Annotated in this window: 3 protein-coding genes and 1 pseudogene; 1 reads left to right on the top strand and 3 read right to left on the bottom strand. The window is 69.8% G+C overall.

What is annotated here, in order from left to right; all coding sequences use genetic code 11:
- A pseudogene (locus tag VFM98_RS23585) lies at positions 1–566 on the top strand (zinc ribbon domain-containing protein); the annotation flags it as partial.
- Positions 567–570: 4 nt separating this feature from the next.
- Here VFM98_RS23585 and VFM98_RS23580 read toward each other — a convergent pair.
- The 3 genes from VFM98_RS23580 to VFM98_RS23570 form a co-directional block, all read right to left on the bottom strand.
- Positions 571–1,896 carry a class I SAM-dependent methyltransferase gene (locus VFM98_RS23580; RefSeq protein ID WP_325112333.1) on the bottom strand — a complete coding sequence of 442 codons (1,326 nt, stop codon included), beginning with the start codon at positions 1,894–1,896 and terminating at the stop codon, positions 571–573.
- 73 nt (positions 1,897–1,969) lie between these two features.
- Positions 1,970–3,130 (bottom strand): tRNA guanosine(34) transglycosylase Tgt, encoded by a 1,161-nt coding sequence (gene tgt, locus VFM98_RS23575; protein ID WP_325112332.1) that lies wholly within the window; start codon positions 3,128–3,130, stop codon positions 1,970–1,972.
- An 11-nt stretch (positions 3,131–3,141) separates the two neighbouring features.
- Positions 3,142–3,497, bottom strand: a 356-nt coding sequence (locus tag VFM98_RS23570; RefSeq protein WP_325112331.1) for an S-adenosylmethionine:tRNA ribosyltransferase-isomerase, incomplete at its 5' end; no start/stop codon positions are given.

The following is a 3,497-nucleotide window of genomic DNA, read 5'->3' as shown; positions in this document are numbered from 1 at the left end:
GTGTGGAGTTGCGCGTGTTCCTCTATCGCCTGGCGCTCACGCTGCCGCTGCTGGGGGTGGCGGGCTGGTTGCTGCGCACGCGGCGGCACGGCACCTGGTGGCCCTTCGTGTGGGGCTTCGCCTTCTTTGCCCTGTTCACGTTCTTCGTCGAACTGGTGCCGTACCTCCCCAGCTACGGCGGTTACGTGCGCTACCTCGTCGGCATCGTGGTGACGGTGCTGGTAGGCCGGCAGGCCATCGTGGCATTGAATCGCTATCTGGAGCGGCAGAAGGCGGCGGAGCAGCTGCCGGATGCGAAGCGGCGCGAGGAACTGAGCTACGACACCGCACTGGCGCGCCTCGCCAGGGGCGTGTGCCCCGGCTGCGAGCGCCCGGTGGATTTGAAGAACGAGAAGATCGACTTCTGCCCGCACTGCGGCATCGGGCTGTTCGATCGCTGCGGCTGCTGCGCGACGCGCAAGAGCGCCTTCGCGAAGTTCTGCCACAGCTGCGGCGCGCCGGCCGGTGCAGCGGACGCGGCCGGCGCGGTGCCGGAAGCAGGGCCCGCTGTGCCGCGGCCCGCGTGAGCGATCAGCCGGCGGGCTCGATCCTGGCGGCGTCGCCGCGGAAGGCGTAGGCCAGCATCGGCGACGGCGCACAGCTCTTGTGCCGCAGGAACACCCAGTTCAGCGCATTGAAGCGCTCGAACTCGGGCGCCACGCTGGCCGCGAGTTCCGCCGGCGCCAGCTGCAGGCGGGCTGCCGCTTCGGCCCAGATCCGCCCGAGGTCCCGCACGCCGTCGACGAGACCCAGGCACTCCAGGGCCGCGCGCGAAGGCTGGATGCGGAGGCGTTGGCGCGAAGACAGCTTCACGCTGCCGGCGCCTTGCGTGCGCAGTTGCCCGGCCGCCTCGGCCGCGGCGGCGCTCAGGAAGTACGGCACCATCTCCGCATCCAGGAAGCTCGCCGCCGTGCCGGCACTGCGTGCGGCATAGAAGCCGTGCACGTACATGTGGCCGTGCAGCAGCTCGCCGATGGCCTGGCGCTCGCGGACGTCGCGCCCGGCCAGTTGCCGATTCAGCGGCGCGTCGCCCAGGTAGGTCTCGGGCTCGTACTCCAGCCGCAGCGTGGTGTGGAAGTTGGTGAAGTTCACCACCTGCAGGCCTGCATCCTCGACGAAGCGGTGCAGCTCGGGCACGGTGTAGGCGCGGTCCTGCGGATGCAGGAAAGTGTCCGCGAGATTGGCGTCGTCGGCGAGCATGGCCGTGAGCTGCTCGCGGCTGCGGCCGCGCAGCATCAAATGGGCCGGCGACAGCGCCCGCGCGGACTCGCGGCAGTTCTCCACCTGCCGGCGCAGGTCCGCTTCGTCGCGGTTCACCAGGCGCATCAGGTCCTGCATGGCGTAGATGTCGGCGCGCCCGTAGCGGCCATACACCATCAGGCCCATTCCGCCGCCTTCGCCCAGCACCTCCACCAATGCGCGCAGGCCCGCATCGGGATCGGCCAGGTGATGCAGCACGCCCAGGCAGGTGATGTAGTCGAAGAGGCCGAGGCCGAGCCGCGGCGCCTCCAGCAGCGAGGCGCGGACCCAGCGGATGCGCGACTCCAGGCCGAGCGCGGCCGCGCGCTGGCGCGCTATGGCCAGGCTGGCCTCGCTGAGATCGAGGCAGACGACCTCGGCTTCGCAGTCTTGCAGCTGCGCTGCCAGGAAGATGGCCGCGTCCCCGGTGCCGCCCCCCGCCACCAGCGTTCGGAAACCCTGGCGGAAATCGCGCCGCCCGCCGAACAGGTGATGATCGACCTTGCCGAGGATGTCGGTGCGCGTCAGCGGCAGGCTCTCGGGGCCGTCCCGGCCCGGGCTGCGCGCCGGGAACGGGAAAGCCTCGTAGAGATCGCGAACCTTGGAGTTCTCCGCCACCGGGCCAGTCTAGCAATCGCCTGCGCGCTGGGCATCGCGCTTTCACCGATGGCGCAGGGGTCCTCCGGCAGGCTCAGACGCCTCGGCGGCGCTCGGCGCGGAACGCGTCGGCCCAGGCCGCGAAGGTGCCCGCGTCGAGCGCTGCGCGGATCTCGCGCATCAGGTTCAGGTAGAAGTGCAGGTTGTGGATGGTGGCCAGCATCGGCCCGAGCATCTCGCCACAGCGGTCCAGGTGGTGCAGGTAGGCGCGCGAGAAGCCGCCGCTCACCGTGCCGTCGGGCCGCGTGTGGCCCCGGCAGGTGTAGCAGGTGCAGGTCTCGTCGAGCGGCCGCGGGTCGCTGCGGTGCTTCGCGTTGCGGATCTTCAGGTCGCCGAAGCGGGTGAACAGGGGGCCGTTGCGGGCATTGCGGGTGGGCATCACGCAGTCGAACATGTCGACGCCCTGCGCCACGCCTTCCACCAGGTCTTCCGGCGTGCCCACGCCCATCACGTAGCGCGGCTTGTGCTCGGGCAGCCGGTGCGGCGTGTGCGCCATGATGCGCAGCATGTCCTCCTTGGGCTCGCCGACGCTGACGCCGCCGACGGCGTAGCCGGGGAAGTCGATCTCCACCAGCGCCGCGAGCGATTCCTCGCGCAGGTGCTCGTACATGCCGCCCTGCACGATGCCGAAGAGGGCGTTGGGGTTCTCCAGCCGGGCGAACTCGGCCTGGCAGCGCATCGCCCACCGGCGCGACAGCTCCATCGAGAACCGCGCCTCCTTCTCGGTGGTGACGTGGCCCTGGGTGTCGTAGGGCGTGCACTCGTCGAACTGCATAACGAGGTCGGAGTTCAGCGTGGTCTGGATCTGCATCGAGACCTCGGGCGTGAGGAACAGCTTGTCGCCGTTGACGGGGGAAGCGAACTTCACGCCCTCCTCGGAGATCTTGCGCATCTCGCCCAGGCTCCAGACCTGGAAGCCGCCGGAATCGGTGAGGATCGGCTTGTCCCACTGCTCGAAGCGGTGCAGGCCGCCGAACTGCTGCAGCACGTCCAGGCCCGGGCGCATCCAGAGGTGGAAGGTGTTGCCCAGGATGATCTGCGCGCCCATCTCCTCCAGCGACCGGGGCGTGACGCCCTTGACGGTGCCGTAGGTGCCCACGGGCATGAAGATCGGCGTCTGCACGGCGCCGTGGTTGAGGGTGAGGACGCCGCGGCGGGCGCGGCCTTCGGTCTTCAGGAGTTCGAACTTCAGCATCGTGATGGGATTCAGGTGCGCGCGAGCAGCATGGCGTCGCCATAGCTGAAGAAGCGGTAGTGGCTTTCGACCGCGTGGCGGTACAGCGCCATCGCGTGCTCGTAGCCGGCGAAGGCGCTCACCAGCATCAGCAGGGTCGACTTGGGCAGGTGGAAGTTCGTGAGCAGCAGGTCGACCTGCCGGAACGGGAAGCCGGGCGTGATGAAGATGTCGGTGTCGCCGCTGGCCTGGCCGCTGCGGGCCCAGGATTCCAGCGTGCGCACCGTGGTCGTTCCGACCGCGACGAGGCGGCCGCCGCGTTCGCGCAGGCGCGCGATTGCCTGCTGCGTCGCCTCGGGCACGTGGTACCACTCGCTGTGCATCCGGT

It is taken from the genome of Ramlibacter sp., assembly GCF_035706265.1.
Classification (GTDB): domain Bacteria; phylum Pseudomonadota; class Gammaproteobacteria; order Burkholderiales; family Burkholderiaceae_C; genus Ramlibacter.
Note: the sequence above shows the minus strand (reverse complement) of the source record. Positions and strands in the feature narration are given on the sequence as shown.

Excerpts from the sequence above, each read along its gene's own strand:
- tgt (WP_325112332.1), bottom strand. The coding sequence starts at position 3,130 with ATGCTGAAGTTCGAACTCCTGAAGACCGAAGGCCGCGCCCGCCGCGGC.